Here is a 16756-nt window from a genome sequence, read left to right as displayed (position 1 = left end):
GCGACCGGCGTGGCGCATGGCTGCGCCGAGGAAAGAGAAGCACTAACTTTTAGAAAGCGCAAGCAGACAGTTAGCGCTACCCAGAGGTACGCTTGCGGTATGGAGAACCCAGCCTGTACCGAAGCCGACCGGGCCGACCCGCCGTACGACGTCTTCGCGCGCGCCTGCCCCTCGCGGGAAACCCTGGAGCACGTCACCGGGCGCTGGGGCAGCCTCACCGTGGGCGCGCTGCGCGAGGGCTCCTGCCGCTTCAACGAGCTGCGCCGCCGTGTCGACGGCGTGAGCGAGAAGATGCTCTCCCAGACCCTGCACGCCCTGGAGCGCGACGGCATCGTCCTGCGCGAGGCACAGCCGACCAACCCGCCCCGCGTCGACTACGAGCTGACCCCCCTGGGCCGGGAGGTCGCCGACCGGCTGCTCGCCCTGATCCACTTCCTGGAGGGCAGCATGGACGAGGTACTCGTCTCGCGGGGGGCCTACGACGCGGCGCGCGGCGGCCGCTGACAGCGCGGGCAGAAGTAGCTGGACCGGTTCATCCAGGCCCTCCGCCGCATCGGCGTACCGCAGCGGCGGCAGGGCTCGCCCTCGCGTCCGTACGCGTCGAGGGAGCGGTCGAAGTAGCCGGACTCGCCGTTCACGTTGACGTACAGGCTGTCGAAGCTGGTCCCGCCGACGGCGAGCGCGGCGTTCATGACCTCGCGGACATGGCCGAGGAGTTCCGCGCTCCGGGGGCGGGTGAGCGTGGCGGTGGGGCGCTCGTAGTGCAGCCTCGCCCGCCACAGGGCCTCGTCGGCGTAGATGTTGCCGACCCCGCTGATCAGCGACTGGTCCAGCAGCGCCCGTTTGACGGTGGTGCGCTTCGCGCGCAGCGCCAGGTGGTAGGCCCCCTCGTCGAAGAGCGGGTCCAGCGGGTCGCGGGCGATGTGGGCGATCACGTCCGGCAGGCCCTCGTCGCTGCCGGGGACGGTCTCGTGCAGTGAGAGCCCGCCGAAGGTGCGCTGGTCGACGAAGCGCAGCTCGGTGCCCGTGTCGTCGGCGAAGCGCAGCCGGATGCGCAGGTGCTTCTCGTCGGGGGCGCCGGCCGGCTGCACCAGCAGCTGCCCGCTCATCCCGAGGTGGCCGAGGACGGACAGCTCGCACCCCTCCAGGGGCAGCCACAGGTACTTGCCCCGGCGCCGCGGCGTCCCGATGGTCCGGCCGGCCAGGCGCGCCGCGAAGTCGGGGCCGCCCGCGAGGTGCCTGCGGACGGCCCGGGGGTGGAGCACCTCCACCGCCTCGACGGTCCGCCCGGCCACCCAGCGCTCCAGGCCGCGCCGCACCACTTCGACTTCGGGGAGCTCGGGCATGGTGTTCCTCCTGGAAGGGGCGTCGAACAGGAAACCCCGCCGCACCGGGGTGCGACGGGGTCACTGCGGAAGGGGAGCGGTCAGGCGTCCGGCACCGGTTCGGCGGGCGTCGGCGCCCCGTCGTCCTGTGCCGGGGCGGCGACGGCCGCGGCTTCCGCCGCCTTCCGTTCGTCCGCGGCGGTGCGGATGCCGCGCCAGGCGGACTCCGCGGCCTGCTGCTCCGCTTCCTTCTTGCTGCGGCCGGTACCGGTGCCGTACGAGACACCACCGACGCGGGCGGCAGCTGTGAAGGTCTTCTCGTGGTCCGGTCCCGTCTCGGTGACCAGGTATTCCGGTACGCCGAGGCCCTCGGCCGCCGTGAGCTCCTGGAGACTGGTCTTCCAGTCCAGGCCGGCACCGAGGTTGGAGGACTTCTCGATGAGCGGGTCGAAGAGCCGGTGGACCAGCTCCGAGGCCGCGTCGAGGCCCTTGTCGAGGTAGACCGCGCCGATCACCGCTTCGAGGGTGTCGGCGAGGATGGAAGCCTTGTCCCGGCCACCCGTGCCCTCTTCGCCCCGGCCGAGCCGGATGAAGGAGCCGAGTTCGAGGCCGCGCCCGACCTCCGCCAGCGCACGAGAATTGACCACCGCGGCCCGCAGTTTGGCCAGCTGGCCTTCCGGCAGATCGGGGTGGGTGGTGTACAGCGTGTCCGTGACCACCAGGCCGAGCACGGAGTCCCCGAGGAACTCCAGCCGCTCGTTGGTGGGCAGGCCGCCGTTCTCGTACGCGTACGAACGGTGGGTCAGCGCACGCACCAGAAGGGCGGACTCGAGTTGGTACCCGAGCCGCCCTTCCAGAAGCGTGTGGGACGAGGCCGCGTTGTTACTGTCTGCCTGCTTCTCAGCGTTGGACAGCTCAGACATTGCGCCTCTCACCAGCCGCTCAGACCTCGAGGACCTGGCGCTTGTTGTAGGTGCCGCAGCTCGGGCACGCGATGTGCTGGAGCTTCGGCTCCTGGCAACGCTCACACGAAACCAGGGTGGGGACCGCAGCCTTCCACTGCGACCGGCGGTGGCGCGTGTTGCTGCGCGACATCTTCCGCTTCGGAACAGCCACGGCTACTTCTCCTGCTTCTCGGCGGCGCTCTGAACGTCGTCAGATGCAGTGCCGCTCATGTTGTCCTTCTCGTCGTCCTGATCGGTCACGACGAGTTCCTGCAAAGCCGCCCAACGGATGTCGACGGCGTCGTGGTGGTGCTCCGGGTCGTCGTTCAGGCTGAGCCCGCAATCGGGGCACAGTCCGAGACAGTCCTCCCGGCACACCGGCTGCATCGGCAGTGCGAGCACCACCGCGTCACGCAGCACGGGTTCGAGGTCCAACAAGCCGTCCTCGAGGAAGAGCATGTCCTCGTCGTCCTCGGCGTCGTCGGCCGGCTCCGCCTTGGCGCGGCCCCGGTCGTCGGCGTCAGGGTACGAGAACATCTCCTGGAAGTCCGCCTTGAGCTCGCGCTCGACGGTCTCCAGACACCTTACGCACTCCCCCACCGCCGATGCACGGACGGTGCCTGTGACAAGCACCCCTTCCATGACCGACTCGAGACGGAGGTTGAGCTTCAGCGGGGCGCCCTCCGGCACTCCGATGACGTCGACGAGACCGAAGTCCGCCGGCGCCGCGATCTCGCGGGACAGCCGCTGCATGGCGCCAGGACGCCGCCCCAGCTCGTGCGTGTCGAACACGAGGGGGTTGCGGTGGTCGAGGCGGGTGTTCAGGGCCGTTCCTGCTTTCACAGATCGCTGAAGATCAAAGATTCCGCCGCTCACGGGCAGCATGGATCGCGACGCATAGGCGCGACCGAACAGCCAGGATACCCGGCGCTTCGCCCTGAGCCCAATCCGGCCCTAACGCCCCTGCCCGTACTGGCGCAGCTGATCCAGGTTGATCATGCTCGTGTCGAAGAAGCTGGTCTCGTCGAGGGCGGGCCGCGGGGGGTGCTGCGGCTGCTGGTACGCCGCGTAGGGGTCGGGCTGCTGCTGGTAGCCGCCGTACGGGTCCGGCTGCTGCTGGTAGCCCGCGTACGGGGCCTGGTAGGCGTAGCCGTCCTGCTGGGGGTGGACCGGCTGGCCGGGGTACGGGGCCGCGTAGGCCGCGGCGCAGGTGTCGTACGCGGGCTCCTGCCGGTCCGGGAACGGCAGCGGTCCGGGGCCCGGCTCCGCGAGGCCGGCCAGGAACTCCGCGTCGCTGGACGGCCGGGTCCCCTGGGGTCCGGCGGCGTCCTGGGCGGCCATGTGCGCGCCCAGGTCGTCGGCGGGGGCCCGGCCCAGGAGCTTCTGCCGGCCCCGTCCGACGGCCTCCAGGGTCTTGGCCAGCACCGCCTCGAAGGTCGCCAGCTTCCGGTCCACGTACGCGTCCGCCTGCTCGCGCCGGATCCGCGGGTCCGGGCTGGGCTCGGGGGCGTCGGTGTCGTAGGAGCCGGTGGGGTCCTGCCCGTCGGCTCCCGGGCCGCGGCCCAGGAGCTTCTCGCGGCCGCGGTCGACGGAGCCGATGGTCTTGCTGAGCACGACCTCGAAGTTGGCGAGCTTGCTGTCGACGTACTCGTCGGCCTCGGCCCGGATCTCGGCGGCCTCCCGGCGGGCCTCCGCCAGGATCCGTTCGGCCTCGCCCTGCGAGCGGCGGGCGATCTCGGTGTCGGAGATCAGGGAGCCGCGCTGGGCGTGCGCGGACTCGATGATGCGCTCCGCCTCCCGGCGGGCCTCCTCGACCATCTGCTCGCGCCCGCCGATGAGCTCACGGGCCTGGGCGAGCGAGCCCGGCAGGGCCTGGCGTACCTCTTCGAGCCGCGCGAGGAGTTCCGCGCGGTTGATCACGCAGGAGGCCGACATCGGCATGGAACGGGCGCCGCCCACGGCCGCGACGATCTCGTCCAGCTTCTTCTGTACGTCCATGGGGGGCTCGCGCTCTCTCTGCCTCGGACTGACGAGACGACTGTAGGGCCACCGGACGCACGGGCGGGACGAGCCGGTGAACCCCGGCCCGTCCGCCCCCGGGTCACTTCGCGCGCAGCCGTTCGACCAGTGCCGCGTGGACGTGCGCGGGCAGCAGGTGGGCGACGTCCCCGCCCCAGGCGGCGACCTCCTTGACCAGGGAGGACGACAGGAAGCTGTAGGTGGGGTTGGTCGGCACGAACAGGGTCTCGACCCCGGAGAGGCCCATGTTCATCTGGGCCATCTGGAGTTCGTAGTCGAAGTCGCTGACGGCGCGCAGGCCCTTGACGATGGCGGGGATGTCGCGCTGCTTGCAGAAGTCGACGAGCAGTCCGTGGAAGGACTCGACCTCGACGTTGCCGTAGTCGGCGGTCGCCTCGCGGATCATGTCGATCCGCTCTTCGACGGTGAACAGCCCCTTCTTGGACTGGTTGATCATCACGGCGACGTGCACGACGTCGTAGAGCCTGGAGGCCCGGCCGATGATGTCGAGGTGCCCGTTGGTGATGGGGTCGAACGACCCCGGACAGACGGCGCGGCGCAACTGAACTCCCTCGGTCTCCCGTGCGGGCATCATGAGTCTTCGCTGGTGAAGGCGGCGCGACCGTACCAAAGGGTGCCTTCGCCGTACTTGCGCGAACGCAGCGGCTCGAACCCCTCCGGCCACGGGAACGGACCGCTCCTGGTGCTGCGCTCCACGGTGACGAGCGCATCGCCGGTGAGCCAGCCATTGGCCCGGAGTGTGAGCAGGATCTCGCCAAGATCGCCGTGCTCGACGGCGTACGGCGGGTCCAGGAAGACGATGTCGTACGGGTCCCCGGGCGCGGCGGCGGCCACGACCTGCTCGGCCTTGCCCGCCCGGAATTCGGCGCCGGGCAGGCCCAGGGTCTTGATGTTGTCCCGGATGGCCTTGGAGGCCTTGGCGTCGGCCTCGACCAGCAGGGTGTGGGCGGCGCCCCGGGAGAGGGCCTCCAGCCCGACGGCGCCGGAGCCGCCGTAGAGGTCGAGCACCCTGGAGCCTTCGACTCCGTGCAGGGACTCCCAGGTGGAGAAGAGCCCTTCGCGCATCCGGTCGGAGGTCGGGCGGGTGCCGGTGCCGGGCGGCACGGCCAGCCGCCGGCCGCCGGCGGTGCCGGCGATCACGCGGGTCATCTGGGGTCCTTCGCTGGGCGGTCGGGGGAGGTTCTGGGACCTCCGTCTGGCCTCCAACGATAGGTCGTGCGCCTCAGCCCTTCTCCAGGTACTGCTCGCGCTCGGTGTCCAGCAGGGCGTCGAGGGCGGTGCGCAGCCCCGGCAGGTGCTCCAGGCCGGGGTCGGCGGCGACCACGCGGGCGGCCTCCTCCCGCGCCTGGGCGATGACTTCCTCGTCCTCGATGACGGCGAGCATGCGCAGCGAGGAGCGGACGCCGGACTGGGCCTGCCCGAGGACGTCGCCCTCGCGGCGCTGTTCCAGGTCGATCCGGGAGAGTTCGAAGCCGTCGAGGGTGGCGGCGACGGCGGCGAGCCGGGCGCGGGCGGGGCTGGCCTCGTGCATCTCGCTGACCAGCAGGCACAGGCCCGGGGCGGATCCCCGGCCGACGCGGCCGCGCAGCTGGTGGAGCTGGGAGACGCCGAAGCGGTCCGCGTCCATGATCACCATGACGGTGGAGTTGGGGACGTTCACCCCGACCTCGATGACGGTGGTGGCGACCAGCACCTTGACCTCGCCGGCGGCGAAGCGGCGCATGACGTCGTCCTTGTCGGCGGGGTCCATGCGCCCGTGCAGGACCTCGACGGACAGTCCGGCGAGGGGGCCGCGGGTGAGCTGTTCGGCGATCTCCAGCACGGCGAGCGGCGGGCGCTTCTCGGCCTCGTCCTCGGCGGAGGCCTTCTTCCTGCCCTTGGGGTCGTCCTCGCCGTCGCCGATGCGCGGGCAGACCACGTAGGCCTGGTGGCCGTTCTCCACTTCCTCGCGGACCCGTTCCCAGGCACGGGCGAGGAAGTGCGGCTTGTCCTTGGCCGGCACCACGTGGGTGGCGATCGGGGAGCGGCCGGCGGGCAGCTGGTCGAGGACGGAGGTCTCCAGGTCGCCGAAGACGGTCATCGCGACGGTGCGCGGGATCGGGGTGGCGGTCATGACCAGCAGGTGCGGGGGCTGCTTCCCCTTGGAGCGGAGCGCGTCGCGCTGCTCGACGCCGAAGCGGTGCTGTTCGTCGACGACGACCAGGCCGAGGTCGTGGAACTGCACCTTGTCCTCGATGAGGGCGTGCGTGCCGATGACGATGCCCGCCTCGCCGGTGACCAGGTCGAGCAGGGCCTGGCGACGGGCGGCGGTGCCCATGGAGCCGGTGAGCAGCACCACCTTGGTGCCCTGGTCGGAGCCGCCCAGCATGCCGCCCTCGGCGAGTTCGCCCATCATCTCGGTGATCGAGCGGTGGTGCTGCTGGGCGAGCACCTCGGTGGGCGCGAGCATCGCGGCCTGTCCGCCGGAGTCGACGACGGCGAGCATGGCCCGCAGGGCCACCATCGTCTTCCCGGAGCCCACTTCGCCCTGGAGGAGGCGGTGCATGGGGTGGCTGGTGGCGAGGTCGTCGAAGATCTCCCGGGAGACGGTCTGCTGGCCTTCGGTGAGGGTGAAGGGCAGTTTGGCGTCGAAGGAGTCGAGGAGGCCGCCGGGGGCGGCGCGGCGGGCGACCGCCGGGAGCTGGGAGTCCGCGTGCCGGCGGCGGGCCAGCGCGACCTGGAGGACGAAGGCCTCGTCCCACTTCAGGCGCTGACGGGCGTCCTCGATGTCGGCCTTGGTGGCGGGCCGGTGGATCTTGAGGAGGGCCTCGGGGAGCGGGACCAGTCCGCGGCCCTCCCGCAGGGCGGGCGGCAGCGGGTCGACGGCCTCCTGGGCGCGGGGCAGTACGGCGTCCACGCATTTGGCGATCTTCCAGGACTCCAGCTTGGCGCAGGCCGGGTAGATCGGGATCAGCTGGCCGGCGAAGGCGGTGGCCGCGTCCCGGTCGGAGGCGTCGGCGCCGAGGGGCTCGTACGCCGGGTGCGCGAGCTGGAGCTTGTGGTTGAAGCGGGAGACCTTGCCGGCGAACATGGCGCGGCTGCCGGGCAGCAGTTCCTTGTGCGGCTTGTGGACGCCCGCGCCGAAGAAGACCAGCTGGAGGCGGCCGCTGCCGTCGGTGATGGTGACTTCGAGGCGTTTGCCCCCGCCGCGGCTGCCCTGGTAGGTCAGCAGGCGGGCGTCGGCGACCTGGGCGACGACGGTGACGTGCTCGTCGAGCTGGTCGGCGAGGTCCGCCAGCGAGGTCAGCTCGCCGCGCTCGGCGTACCGCCGGGGGTAGTGGTGGAGCAGGTCCAGGGCCGTGTGCAGGCCGAGCTGCTCGGCCAGCACCTTGGCGGTGGCGGGGCCGAGGGTCTTCTTGAGGTCTTCGTCGAGCGCGGGCACGTGTTCCATTGCACACCATCGCGCTGACAAGCCGGCTATTCGACTCCGATGAGCAGGGGTGCCGACCAGCGGCCGCCGCGGTAGGTGACGGTGTCGACGGCCAGGTGCGCGTGCTGGACGTACGCCTCCAGGCGCGCGGCGAGGGTGTCGGGCACCTCGGGTCCCAGGACGAGGGTGACCAGTTCGCCGCCGGAGCCGAGCATCCGTTCCAGGACGGCCTCGGCGGTCTCGGGCAGGCCGGCGCCGATGACGGCGACGTCGCCGTCGATGAGCCCGAGGACGTCCCCGGCCTGGCAGATGCCGGCGGAGGTGAAGGACTGCCGTTCGGCGACGGCGAGTTCCCCGTAGCGGGTGGCGCCGGCTGCCGCGGTCATGGCGACCACGTCCTCGTCGAAGCTGGCGTCCGGGTCGTGCACGGCGAGGGCGGCCAGGCCCTGGACCGCCGAGCGGGTGGGGATCACGGCCACCCGCACTCCCTCGGCGCGGGCCCGCTCGGCGGCGGCCGCCGCGGCGGCTCGGGGCTCGGGGCCGCCGGGCAGCAGGACCACCTCGCGGGCGTGGGCCCGGCGTACGGCGTCGAGCAGTTCCAGGACGGCGGGCGGTTCCCCGGGGCGGGCCAGCACGGCGGTGGCGCCGGCCTCGTCGCACAGGGCGGCCAGGCCCTCCCCCTGGACGACGGCGACCACGGCCCGCTGGGCGCGGGGGCCGGTGGCGCGGCGGCGCTGGTCGCCGAAGTGGGTGATGCGGATCCGGTACGGCCGGCCGGCTTCCACCCCGGCCTCGACGGCCGCCCCGGGGTCGTCGACGTGCACGTGGACGTTCCACAGCCCGTCGCCGCCGACCACCACGAGGGAGTCGCCGAGCCGGTCGAGGCCGGCGCGGAGTCCGGCGACGGCCTCGTCGGAGGCCTCCAGCAGGTAGATCACCTCGTACGCGGGACCGCCCTGGTCCAGGTCGCAGGGCTCCGGGTCCAGCGGTACGGGTACGGGTACGGCGGGGCCGCGTACCGGGTCGGGGGCTGGTTCCCGGCCGGACAGTGCCTGCCACAGGGCCCCGAGTACGGCGACCAGCCCGCAGCCCCCGGCGTCGACCACTCCGGCCTTTCTCAGCGCGGGCAGCTGCCCCGGGGTCTCGGCGAGGGCGGCCCGGGCCCCCTCGTAGGCGGCCCGGGCGACCTCGGCGGGGGCGGCCCCGGTCCCGGCGGCGGCCGCGGCCCGCGCGGCGGCGCCGGCGACGGTGAGCATGGTGCCCTCGACGGGGTGCGCGACGGCCCGGTAGGCCTCCTCGGCGGCGCGGCCGAGGGCCCGGGCGAGCAACGGGCCCGGGCCGTGGCCGCCGGGGTCGGCGCCGAGGACGTCGGCGACTCCGCGCAGCAGCTGGGCGAGGATGGTCCCGGAGTTGCCCCGGGCGCCTATGAGGGCGCCGTGCGCGTAGGCCCGTACGGCCTCGGCGAGGGAGGCGGGTCCGGCTGTGCGGTCCGTCACTCCGGCGAGGGACTCGTCCAGGGCGCGGCCGGCGGCCTCGGCGGTGAGGTAGAGGTTGGTTCCGGTGTCGGCGTCGGCGACGGGGTAGACGTTGATCGCGTCGATGTCCTCGCGGGCCCGGCCCAGTGCGGCCAGGGCCAGTGAGCTCCAGGTGCGCACGGCTTCGGCGTCCAGGGTGTGCGGGCCAGGCTCGTGCGCCACCGGGCGTTCCTCCTTGTGCGGGCCAGGGTTCACCGCAGGGTAACGAAGGGGGCCCTCCGCTCGGGGGGCCCGGGGCGGAGCCGGGCCCCGTCGTGGTAGTTTTCTCGGACCCAAGCAGTCGTTGTATGCTGCTCAGGTTGCCCGTCGAGAGTCGGGTCATTCGTCCGGCAAGCCACTTCAGATCTCTGATTACGGTGTGCCGGATTCCACCGTAATTGCATCTGAAGTCTTGGAGTGACCTGTGGCTGCCAACTGCGACGTTTGCGCCAAGGGGCCGAGCTTCGGCAACAACATCTCCCACTCGCACCGCCGCACCTCGCGTCGCTGGAACCCGAACATCCAGCGCGTCCGTGCCGTGGTCAATGGGACGCCGAAGCGCCTCAACGCCTGCACCTCGTGCATCAAGGCCGGCAAGGTCTCGCGCTGACGCCTCCCGTCGTCGTAGCGCAGCCCTTTCCGGTTGCCAAGAAGGCCGGTTCACCTCTGGTGAACCGGCCTTTTGCCTTGTCCGGGCCCCGGTGGGCCGCCTCCTGACACCGGGAGGCGGCCCGGGTCAGCGCCACCGCCAGGCGTGGTCCACCGGCCCGATGCCCGCGCCCAGCGCGAAGCCGGCGGCGATGGCGCCGGTGACGTACTCCTTGGCCGCCGTGACGGCCTCCGGGACGGTCCGGCCCTTGGCCAGACCCGCCGCGATCGCGCTGGCGAGCGTGCAGCCGGTGCCGTGGGTGTGCCGGTTGTCGTGCCGGGGCGCGCGCAGCCACAGCTCCTGGGAGCCGTCGCTCAGCAGGTCCACGGCCTCGTCGCCGTGCGCGCCGAGGTGGCCGCCCTTGATCAGCGCCCAGCGGGGGCCGTAGCCGAGGATCGCGTCGGCGGCCCGCCGCATGTCGTCCTCGGTCTCCACGGCCAGCCCGGTGAGCTGGGCCACCTCGTCCAGGTTGGGCGTCGCCACCGTGGCCCGGGGCAGCAGTTCCCGGCGTACGGCGTCCAGCGCCGAGGCGGCGAGCAGCGCGTCCCCGTGCTTGGAGACCCCGACGGGGTCCACCACGGCGGGCGCCGGGGTGTCCGCCAGCAGCCGCGCCACCGTCTCCACCAGTACGGCCGAGGACAGCATCCCGGTCTTGACGGCCCGCACCCCGATGTCGTCCGCCACGGCCCGGTACTGGGCCGTGACGGCCTCGGCGGGAAGCTCCCAGATCCCCTTCACACCGAGCGAGTCCTGGGCGGTCACGGCGGTGATCACGCTCATGCCGTGCACGCCGAGCGCCAGCATGGTCTTGAGGTCGGCCTGGATGCCCGCGCCGCCGCCGGAGTCGGATCCGGCGACGGTCAGGCACGCCGGCGGGACGGCACCGGAGGCGCTCACGGGGTTTCCCCGTCGGCCGGGTCGGCGCCGAAGTGGTCCCAGCCGCCGGTGCTGGTCCAGGGGGCGCCGTCCACGGTCACCTGGGGCAGCGCGGAGCGGTGCTGGACCGACCCGATGACCTTCCAGCGGGCCGGGAGCTTCACGTCCGGCGGGAAGGTGGCCACGATGGCGTGGTCCTCTCCCCCGGTGAGCACCCACTGGAGCGGGTCCACGCCGACGGCCTGCCCGATGTCGTGCATCTGGGTCGGGATGTCCACGGCCCCCGAGCGCACGTCGATGCGGACCTTGCTGGCCTCGGCGATGTGCCCGAGGTCGGCGATCAGGCCGTCGCTGACGTCGGTCATGGCGGTGGCGCCGAGCCCGGCGGCCGCGGGGCCGGCGTGGTAGGGCGGTTCGGGGCGCCGGTGCGCCTCGACGAAGGCCCGCGGGGAGCGGAAGCCGCGCGAGAGCACCGCGAAGCCGGCCGCGGACCAGCCGAGCCAGCCGGTGACGGCCACGACGTCCCCGGGCTGGGCGCCGGAGCGCAGGACGGGCTCGTGGTTGCGCAGGTCTCCGAGGGCGGTGATGGAGACGGTGATGGTGTCGCCCCGTACGACGTCGCCGCCGACCACGGCGGCGCCCGCGACCTGGCACTCGTCGCGGATGCCGTCCATCAGCTCGGTGGGCCAGGTGACCGGCAGCTCGGCCGGGACGACGAGGCCGAGCAGCAGCGCGGTGGGCACGGCGCCCATGGCGGCGATGTCGGCCAGGTTCTGCGCGGCGGCCTTGCGGCCGACGTCGTACGCGGTGGACCAGTCGCGGCGGAAGTGCCTGCCCTCGAGCAGGATGTCCGTGCTGGCCACGACCCGCCGGTCGGGAGCCGACACCACCGCGGCGTCGTCGCCGGGTCCGAGCCGGACCGCCGGGGTGGTGGTGAGCCGTGAGGTGAGCTCCCGAATGAGCCCGAACTCCCCCAGCTCGCCCACAGTGCCCTTCATCGCTGTGCCCCTTCTTGGCAAGTCCGCTTGCGGTCGCGAGCCGTCACAGCTCTGGGTACCGTCAACAGATAGGTCAACTTCTGCTCTGCGTACGCCCCGCTGTGCGTGGCGCCGGGCCCCCGGGTCTCCCCGTGGCACGCGGCGACGCGGTACCGTGGCGTCCCTTCTTCCCCGGGCCCGCCCGATGTCCCCGGGCCCATCCGAAGGTTAGGGGAAATGATCCTCGTGGCCGCCCTGGAGGTTCCGTGGTACAGGCGTACATCCTCATCCAGACCGAGGTGGGCAAGGCGTCGGTTGTCGCCGAGTCCATCTCCAAGATCGCGGGGGTGATCCAGGCCGAGGACGTGACGGGGCCGTACGACGTGATCGTGCGCGCCCAGGCCGACACCGTCGACGATCTCGGCCGCATGGTGGTCGCCAAGGTCCAGCAGGTGGAGGGGATCACCCGCACCCTGACCTGCCCGGTGGTCCATCTGTAGCCCCCGTCTAGTCTTGGCCGGTGATGTCATTGCTGCACCGCCGGCCCCTCCGTGTACTGGCCCTGCCGGCCGTGCCGGTCTTCCTGGCCCTCGCGGGCTGTGCCCCGGCGGATTCCGGAGGCCGGGTGGATCCGCCGCCCGCTCCGCCCGCCGCGGTCGCGGAGCTCTGTGCCGCTCTGCACGAGGAGCTCCCGGAAACGGTGGACGGACTGGCGCGGACCCCCACCTCACCGGAGTCGGATCTGACCGCCGCGTGGGGCGGCTCGGCGATCGTACTGCGGTGCGGTATCCCCAAACCCCCCAAGATGGCGGATCCCCAGCAGGACGGCGTCGAGGTCAATGGCGTCGCCTGGCTGGTGGAGAAGCCCGAGGAGGGCGGTCTGCGGTTCACCACCGGGGCGAGGCTGGCGTACACGGAGATCCGGGTCGCCAAGGAGCATGCCACGGATGCGAGCATGCTGGTCGGTCTGTCCGCGGCCGTGGCCAGGACCGTTCCCGTGGGGATCTCCTCGTACTGACCGCGGGGGGGCCGCCCGGTCCCCCGCCACGCGCACACCGCCGCCCGCTGGGTTCCCTCCCAGCGGGCGGTCGGCTGTACGGGGCCGGACGCGCGGCCAGGCCCTGTCGTCAAAGTCCCGCCTGGCCTGGCGCTACTTTGACGACGGGACCTAGCGCAGTCCGGTGGAGCGGCGCAGGGCCGCCTGGATCAGGAGGTCCACCAGCTCCTGGTACTCGATGCCGGACTCCTGCCACATCCGCGGGTACATCGAGATCGGCGTGAAGCCGGGCATGGTGTTGATCTCGTTGATGACGAAGTCGCCGTCCTCGGTGAGGAAGAAGTCGGCGCGCACCAGGCCCTCGCAGGACGCGGCCTCGAAGGCCTCGATCGCGAGCCGCTGCACCTCGGCGGTCTGCTCCGCGGTCAGCGGGGCGGGCACGATCCCGGACGCGGAGTCGATGTACTTCGCCTCGAAGTCGTAGAAGTCGTGGCTGGAGACCGGGGGGATCTCGGCGGGGGCGCTGGCGCGCGGCCCGTCCTCGAACTCCAGGACGCCGCACTCGATCTCGCGGCCGCGCAGCAGCGCCTCCACGATGATCTTCGGGTCGTGGCGGCGCGCCTCCTGGACCGCCGCGTCGAGCCCGGAGGGGTCGTCGACCTTGGTGATGCCGATGGAGGAGCCGGCCCGGGCGGGCTTGACGAACAGCGGCCAGCCGTGCTCGCCGGCGAAGTCGAGGATCTTCGCCTTGGCGGCGGCCGGGTCGGCCTCCCACTCGCGGGGGCGGATGGTCACGTACGGGCCGACGCGCAGCCCGAAGGAGGTGAACACCCGCTTCATGTAGTCCTTGTCCTGGCCCACGGCCGAGGCGAGGACGCCGGAGCCGACGTAGGGGATCCCGGAGAGCTCCAGGAGGCCCTGGAGGGTGCCGTCCTCGCCGTAGGGGCCGTGCAGGACGGGGAAGACCACGTCGACCTCGCCCAGCGCCTTGGGGACGCTGCCCGGCTCGGTGTAGACGACCTCGCGGCTGGCGGGGTCCACGGGGAGCACGACGGTGCCCTCCGGGGACTCCCGCAGCGTCTCGACGCTCGGGAGCTGCCGGTCCGCGATGGCCATGCGCTCGGGCTCGTCGGCGGTCAGGGCCCACCGGCCGTCCGTGGTGATGCCGATCGGCAGCACCTCGTACTTGGCGCGGTCGATGGAGCGCAGCACCGCGCCCGCCGTGACGACCGAAATGGCGTGTTCCGAGCTGCGGCCGCCGAACACGACGGCCACGCGGGGCTTGCGGCCCTGCTGCTCAGGGGTCTGGGGGAGGTTCTCGCTGCTCATATCGCCACGAGGGTACCCGCTCACACGTCCGGAACAGAGTCAGCGGCGTTCCGGTTTGGCGCTGCGCCCCATCAGCTCCTTCAGCGCGACCAGCGGGGGCTTGCCGTGGTGCACGATCTCGACGACCGTGTCGGTGATCGGCATGTCCACTCCGTACCGCCGTGCCAGATCTGCCACGGACTGGCAGGACTTGACCCCTTCCGCGGTCTGGCTGGTGACCGCGATGGTCTCGGCGAGGGTCATTCCGCGGCCCAGGTTGGTGCCGAAGGTGTGGTTGCGGGAGAGCGGCGAGGAGCAGGTGGCGACGAGGTCGCCGAGCCCGGCGAGGCCGGAGAAGGTGAGCGGGTCGGCGCCCATCGCCACGCCCAGACGGGTCGCTTCGGCGAGTCCTCGGGTGATGAGGGAGCCCTTGGTGTTGTCGCCCAGACCCATGCCGTCCGCGATGCCGACGGCCAGGCCGATGACGTTCTTGACGGCGCCGCCGAGCTCGCAGCCGATGACGTCGGTGCTGGTGTACGGGCGGAAGTACGGGGTGTGGCAGGCGGCCTGGAGGCGCCGGGCCACGGCCTCGTCCACGCAGGCGACGACGGAGGCGGCGGGCTGCCGGGCGACGATCTCGCGGGCCAGGTTGGGGCCGGTGACGACGGCGACGCGCTCGGCGGGGACCTTGGCCACCTCCTCGATGACCTCGCTCATCCGCTTGGCGGTGCCGAGTTCGATGCCCTTCATCAGGGAGACGAGGACGGTGTCGGGCTCCAGCAGCGGGCCCCATTCGGCGAGGTTGCCGCGCAGGGTCTGCGAGGGGACGGACAGCACGGTGAAGTCGGCGCCGCGGGCGGCCTCGGCGGGGTCCGTGGTCGCGCGGAGGTTCGCCGGGAGCTCCACTCCGGGGAAGTAGTCCGGGTTGGTGCGTCCGGTGTTGATGGCGTCGGCCACCTCCCGGCGGCGGGCCCACAGGGTCACTTCGCAGCCGGCGTCGGCGAGCACCATGCCGAAGGCGGTGCCCCAGGAACCCGCCGAGAACACGGCGGCCTTGACGGGACGTGTCACTTCTTGCCCTCCCCCGCGGCCTTGCGCCGCTGTTGCGCCCTGGCCTTGCGGTGGTCGTACGGCTGCGCGGGCGCGCTCTGGCCCCGCAGCTCTTCCAGGAGCTTGGTGATGTCGGCCATGATGGCCTCGGTGGCGCCCTTGAGGACCTCGGGCGTGGGCTCGCGGTCGTAGTAGGCCGAGAGGTCCACGGGCGGTCCGGCGAGCACCTGGAGGGTCTTGCGGGGGAACAGCCGCACCTTCTTCTCCTTGGCGTAGGGCGGCATCGCGAGATTCGCGCCCCATTGGGCCACGGGAATGACGGGGGCCTTGGTGATCAGCGCCACGCGGGCGACGCCGGTCTTGCCGGCCATGGGCCACATCTCCGGGTCGCGGGTGAGGGTGCCTTCCGGGTAAAAGGCCACGCATTCACCGCGCTCGACCGCGTCCACGGCCGCCCGGAATGCGTCCAGGGCGTTGGTGGTCTCGCGGTAGACGGGGATCTGACCGGAGCCGCGCAGGATCATGCCGACGAAAGGCACCTTGAAGAGCCCTGCCTTGGCGAGCAAACGCGGCACCCGGCCGGTGTTGTACTGGAAGTGCGCGTAGGAGAGCGGATCCAGATACGAGTTGTGATTGACGGCGGTGATGAATCCGCCCTCGGCCGGAATGTGGTCCATTCCCCGCCAGTCCCGCTTGAAGAGCACTACCAGCGGCGGTTTTGCGATGACCGCCGCCAGGCGGTACCAGAAGCCGATTCTGCGGCGGGACACTCGGACACCTTCCTCTAGGACCGGTGCGTGGCTTGGGCACCTCGGCGCCGGACAAGTGTCGCGCCGGGTCCGGTCTCTGTCGAGGACACCGTACGCCCCGCTCGCACCACGAGGCCCCCCTGCGGCCGCTCGGGGGCGACAATGGGCCGAGTGATGACCGGGTCATGACCTGCCGACGGGTCGGGCGGGTGCCGCAGCGCACCGGAGGGAAGGGGGCCGCCACGAACGCCGCATGGAGCCTGGTGGTCCCCCTGAAGCCCTTGGCGCTGGCCAAGAGCCGCCTCGCGGCGGCCGTGGGCGCCTCCCGGCCGGGGCTCGCGCTGGCTTTCGCGCAGGACACCGTGGCGGGGGCGCTGGCCTGCGCCTCGGTCGCGGATGTGGTGGTCGTCACGGACGACGCCGTGGCGGGCGCGGAGCTGGCGCGGCTGGGGGCGCGGATCCTGCCGGACGCCCCCGGCGCGGGGCTCAACGCGGCGCTGGACCACGGGGCGCGGGCGGTGCGGGCGGTGCGGCCCGGGGCGGCGGTGGCCGCGATGAACGCCGATCTGCCGGCGCTGCGGCCGCCGGAATTGCTACGTGTGCTCGATATCGCGGGGCAATTTCCCCGGGCATTTCTGGCGGATGCCGCCCGAATCGGCACCACCTTGCTTTCCGCCGGGCCCGACGTGGAATTGGCACCTTCGTTCGGCGGCCCCTCCCGCGCCCGGCATTCGGCCTCGGGCGCGGTGGAAATAGCCCTCGCCGACGTGGAGAGCGTACGCCGGGACGTGGACACGGGGGCGGACCTGCGGACGGCCCTGGCCCTCGGGGTGGGGCGGCACACGGCCCGATACAGTGCCCGTATGCAGGCGACCGCGTACACGTACGACTCCCAGACCCGCAGCGGCAGTGTGCTGC

Annotated in this window: 18 protein-coding genes and 1 pseudogene; 5 read left to right on the top strand and 14 right to left on the bottom strand. The window is 72.3% G+C overall.

Annotated features, from left to right (window positions below):
- Positions 1-99 precede the first annotated feature (99 nt).
- Entirely contained in the window at positions 100-504 is a 405-nt protein-coding gene (locus tag ACZ51S_RS27925; protein ID WP_468962337.1) for a winged helix-turn-helix transcriptional regulator, read from the top strand.
- On the opposite strand, the gene mutM is transcribed toward ACZ51S_RS27925, so the two are convergent.
- The 9 genes from mutM to ACZ51S_RS27880 all read right to left on the bottom strand — a co-directional run bounded on the left by mutM (position 477) and on the right by ACZ51S_RS27880 (position 9415).
- Positions 477-1346, bottom strand: coding sequence for a bifunctional DNA-formamidopyrimidine glycosylase/DNA-(apurinic or apyrimidinic site) lyase (gene mutM / locus ACZ51S_RS27920; protein WP_468478181.1), 870 nt, complete (start codon positions 1344-1346; stop codon positions 477-479). The two genes, ACZ51S_RS27925 and mutM, sit on opposite strands and share 28 nt — an antisense overlap.
- 80 nt (positions 1347-1426) lie before the next feature.
- Entirely contained in the window at positions 1427-2248 is an 822-nt protein-coding gene (gene rnc / locus ACZ51S_RS27915) for a ribonuclease III (protein WP_468478180.1), read from the bottom strand.
- A gap of 19 nt (positions 2249-2267) precedes the next feature.
- Complete coding sequence (gene rpmF / locus ACZ51S_RS27910) at positions 2268-2441, bottom strand: 50S ribosomal protein L32 (protein WP_003965982.1); 174 nt, start codon at positions 2439-2441, stop codon at positions 2268-2270.
- A gap of 2 nt (positions 2442-2443) precedes the next feature.
- The gene (locus ACZ51S_RS27905; RefSeq protein ID WP_468962335.1) at positions 2444-3154 is read right to left on the bottom strand and encodes a YceD family protein; all 711 of its coding nucleotides are present in this window, start codon (positions 3152-3154) and stop codon (positions 2444-2446) included.
- A 69-nt stretch (positions 3155-3223) separates the two neighbouring features.
- Positions 3224-4267 carry a DivIVA domain-containing protein gene (locus ACZ51S_RS27900; RefSeq protein WP_468478178.1) on the bottom strand — a complete coding sequence of 348 codons (1044 nt, stop codon included), beginning with the start codon at positions 4265-4267 and terminating at the stop codon, positions 3224-3226.
- Between the two features lie 103 nt (positions 4268-4370).
- Positions 4371-4850 (bottom strand): pantetheine-phosphate adenylyltransferase, encoded by a 480-nt coding sequence (gene coaD, locus ACZ51S_RS27895; protein ID WP_388942099.1) that lies wholly within the window; start codon positions 4848-4850, stop codon positions 4371-4373.
- 29 nt (positions 4851-4879) lie between these two features.
- Positions 4880-5458: a 16S rRNA (guanine(966)-N(2))-methyltransferase RsmD gene (rsmD, locus tag ACZ51S_RS27890; protein ID WP_388942101.1), complete on the bottom strand. Its 579-nt coding sequence runs from the start codon at positions 5456-5458 to the stop codon at positions 4880-4882.
- 73 nt (positions 5459-5531) lie between these two features.
- Complete coding sequence (gene recG / locus ACZ51S_RS27885; RefSeq protein WP_468478177.1) at positions 5532-7739, bottom strand: ATP-dependent DNA helicase RecG; 2208 nt, start codon at positions 7737-7739, stop codon at positions 5532-5534.
- 26 nt (positions 7740-7765) lie between these two features.
- Complete coding sequence (locus ACZ51S_RS27880) at positions 7766-9415, bottom strand: DAK2 domain-containing protein (RefSeq protein ID WP_468800509.1); 1650 nt, start codon at positions 9413-9415, stop codon at positions 7766-7768.
- Between the two features lie 241 nt (positions 9416-9656).
- Between ACZ51S_RS27880 and rpmB the strand changes: the two genes are divergently transcribed.
- The gene (gene rpmB / locus ACZ51S_RS27875; protein ID WP_007266795.1) at positions 9657-9842 is read left to right on the top strand and encodes a 50S ribosomal protein L28; all 186 of its coding nucleotides are present in this window, start codon (positions 9657-9659) and stop codon (positions 9840-9842) included.
- A 126-nt stretch (positions 9843-9968) separates the two neighbouring features.
- Here the strand turns inward: rpmB and thiD are convergent, their stop codons facing one another.
- Both thiD and ACZ51S_RS27865 read right to left on the bottom strand, forming a co-directional pair.
- A complete protein-coding gene (gene thiD / locus ACZ51S_RS27870; protein WP_468478175.1) occupies positions 9969-10778 on the bottom strand; it encodes a bifunctional hydroxymethylpyrimidine kinase/phosphomethylpyrimidine kinase in 810 nt (269 codons plus the stop codon).
- A complete protein-coding gene (locus ACZ51S_RS27865) occupies positions 10775-11755 on the bottom strand; it encodes a thiamine-phosphate kinase (RefSeq protein ID WP_467891175.1) in 981 nt (326 codons plus the stop codon). Before ACZ51S_RS27865 ends, thiD begins: the two co-directional genes overlap by 4 nt.
- A gap of 245 nt (positions 11756-12000) precedes the next feature.
- On the opposite strand from ACZ51S_RS27865, the gene ACZ51S_RS27860 reads away from it, so the two are divergent.
- Positions 12001-12234 (top strand): Lrp/AsnC ligand binding domain-containing protein, encoded by a 234-nt coding sequence (locus ACZ51S_RS27860; RefSeq protein ID WP_007266792.1) that lies wholly within the window; start codon positions 12001-12003, stop codon positions 12232-12234.
- A 23-nt stretch (positions 12235-12257) separates the two neighbouring features.
- A complete protein-coding gene (locus ACZ51S_RS27855; RefSeq protein ID WP_468800514.1) occupies positions 12258-12752 on the top strand; it encodes a DUF3515 family protein in 495 nt (164 codons plus the stop codon).
- Positions 12753-12902: 150 nt separating this feature from the next.
- Here the strand turns inward: ACZ51S_RS27855 and ACZ51S_RS27850 are convergent, their stop codons facing one another.
- The 3 genes from ACZ51S_RS27850 to ACZ51S_RS27840 are packed head-to-tail and all read right to left on the bottom strand — an operon-like array spanning position 12903 to position 15859.
- Entirely contained in the window at positions 12903-14060 is a 1158-nt protein-coding gene (locus ACZ51S_RS27850) for a D-alanine--D-alanine ligase family protein (RefSeq protein WP_468962332.1), read from the bottom strand.
- A gap of 39 nt (positions 14061-14099) precedes the next feature.
- Positions 14100-15110 (bottom strand): NAD(P)H-dependent glycerol-3-phosphate dehydrogenase, encoded by a 1011-nt coding sequence (locus ACZ51S_RS27845; protein ID WP_388942121.1) that lies wholly within the window; start codon positions 15108-15110, stop codon positions 14100-14102.
- On the bottom strand, positions 15107-15859 hold the full coding sequence (locus tag ACZ51S_RS27840) for a lysophospholipid acyltransferase family protein (RefSeq protein ID WP_388942124.1): 753 nt from the start codon (positions 15857-15859) through the stop codon (positions 15107-15109). Before ACZ51S_RS27840 ends, ACZ51S_RS27845 begins: the two co-directional genes overlap by 4 nt.
- Positions 15860-16023: 164 nt before the next feature.
- Between ACZ51S_RS27840 and cofC the strand changes: the two are divergent.
- A pseudogene (gene cofC, locus ACZ51S_RS27835) lies at positions 16024-16704 on the top strand (2-phospho-L-lactate guanylyltransferase); the annotation flags it as partial.
- Between the last annotated feature and the right edge of the window lie 52 nt (positions 16705-16756).

This window comes from Streptomyces sp. NPDC034043 (assembly GCF_055575675.1).
This window is presented reverse-complemented; position numbering and strand designations above follow the sequence as displayed.

What these genes read in the sequence shown, in the direction of transcription:
- ACZ51S_RS27925 (WP_468962337.1), top strand. Translation starts at nt 100, where the DNA reads ATGGAGAACCCAGCCTGTACCGAAGCCGACCGGGCCGACCCGCCGTAC.
- ACZ51S_RS27865 (WP_467891175.1), bottom strand. Translation starts at nt 11,755, where the DNA reads ATGAAGGGCACTGTGGGCGAGCTGGGGGAGTTCGGGCTCATTCGGGAG.
- mutM (WP_468478181.1), bottom strand. Translation starts at nt 1,346, where the DNA reads ATGCCCGAGCTCCCCGAAGTCGAAGTGGTGCGGCGCGGCCTGGAGCGC.
- recG (WP_468478177.1), bottom strand. Translation starts at nt 7,739, where the DNA reads ATGGAACACGTGCCCGCGCTCGACGAAGACCTCAAGAAGACCCTCGGC.
- ACZ51S_RS27905 (WP_468962335.1), bottom strand. Translation starts at nt 3,154, where the DNA reads ATGCTGCCCGTGAGCGGCGGAATCTTTGATCTTCAGCGATCTGTGAAA.
- rsmD (WP_388942101.1), bottom strand. Translation starts at nt 5,458, where the DNA reads ATGACCCGCGTGATCGCCGGCACCGCCGGCGGCCGGCGGCTGGCCGTG.
- rnc (WP_468478180.1), bottom strand. Translation starts at nt 2,248, where the DNA reads ATGTCTGAGCTGTCCAACGCTGAGAAGCAGGCAGACAGTAACAACGCG.
- ACZ51S_RS27850 (WP_468962332.1), bottom strand. Translation starts at nt 14,060, where the DNA reads ATGAGCAGCGAGAACCTCCCCCAGACCCCTGAGCAGCAGGGCCGCAAG.
- ACZ51S_RS27855 (WP_468800514.1), top strand. Translation starts at nt 12,258, where the DNA reads ATGTCATTGCTGCACCGCCGGCCCCTCCGTGTACTGGCCCTGCCGGCC.
- ACZ51S_RS27900 (WP_468478178.1), bottom strand. Translation starts at nt 4,267, where the DNA reads ATGGACGTACAGAAGAAGCTGGACGAGATCGTCGCGGCCGTGGGCGGC.